The organism is Pseudomonas sp. A-RE-22, assembly GCF_019956035.1.
GTDB lineage: Bacteria > Pseudomonadota > Gammaproteobacteria > Pseudomonadales > Pseudomonadaceae > Aquipseudomonas > Aquipseudomonas brassicacearum.
The window spans coordinates 1-1181 of sequence record NZ_JAHBCZ010000097.1 but is presented as its reverse complement, the minus strand read 5'-3'; the positions used below and the strand labels follow the sequence as shown (position 1 = coordinate 1181).

Genomic DNA, 1181 nt, shown 5'->3' with positions numbered 1-1181 from the left:
TGTGGGAGATTCTATGTTGCAGGGCAACCCTGCAACATAGGCTTCGGCTGGTATTCGCTCTGATTTTTCATCAAGGCAAATGCCACCCGGCAGAGCTTGCGAGCAAGCACCACCAATGCCTGGGTTTTTGAGAAGCCTCTGACCAGGTACGACTCATAAAACGGTTTCCATCTAGGCGAGCGACATGCCGTCATTGCAGCGATATGAGCTAATCGGCGTATTTCTGGATCCCCCTTTTTGCTCAGGTATCGGGGACCATTCTTTTTTCCAGAATCATCGACCCGCAGGTCCATCCCTAAAAACGCGATAAATGCATCACTGTCCGCAAAATCACCTCGCATAAAACTCGTCGCCAACCCAGTTGCGACCAGTTCACCAACGCCTTCGATGGCTTTGCAGCGGCCGATATTCGCCTCAATTCCCGACTCTTTGCTAACTTTTTGTAGCAACTTCTGGATGGCCTGAATCGCCTCTTTGAACGCTTTTTGCTGAGCAATCAGCGCTTTTTTTAACAAGGGTTCGTCGGCCCAGCTCAACATAAGACCGGCGTGATTCTTGACCAGCGTCGCGCGCCGATGAAGCAGGCTTTTTAATGTCGTGTAAGCCTTCGGTGGCGGGTTCCAGAGCCGCAGCTCGTGCTGTTCATTGGTCAAATACCGCGCCAGAAGACGGGCATCACAAGGATCGTTCTTAGCTCTTTGGCCGATGCCGCGACGATAGTTGCTCACCCGGTAAGCATCCACGACATAGACCTGATGACCCATCGAGTGAGCCAGCTCGACGGTATCCAGGTGATAGATATTGGTGGCTTCAACGGCAAGAGCGCTTTGGGTGGGTAACGTTTTTAGCCAGCGCTTGAGGGCTGTTCGATCATTCTTGATAGTGTCGATGGCTTGCAGATCAGAGCGATAAACAACAATTTCGGCCTTGGCTATATCGATACCAACAACCGTCTGCGAGGTAAGGATTGTCATGACGAATCCTCGGAGCTAGGGTTTAGGTGCTTGTCGGGGTCTACCTTTGCGCTGGCTTGTCTCTATCGTCGGTTTACCGATGAATTCCTTATTGGCGCTTTGGGTAGAAAGGGCGGGACGAGAAGTCTCCCACGGTCCGTACTGGCTAGAGTCGGAATCGAGCTTTTAGTCCCGCCCACCCCTTCAAGTCTAAACATACAAGCGAGC

General features: G+C 51.9%; 1 protein-coding gene. It reads right to left on the bottom strand.

The window, feature by feature from the left end; genetic code table 11:
- Positions 1–11: 11 nt before the first annotated feature.
- Positions 12–974: an IS110 family transposase gene (locus KGA89_RS29590; RefSeq protein ID WP_223473200.1), complete on the bottom strand. Its 963-nt coding sequence runs from the start codon at positions 972–974 to the stop codon at positions 12–14.
- Positions 975–1181: the final 207 nt, after the last annotated feature.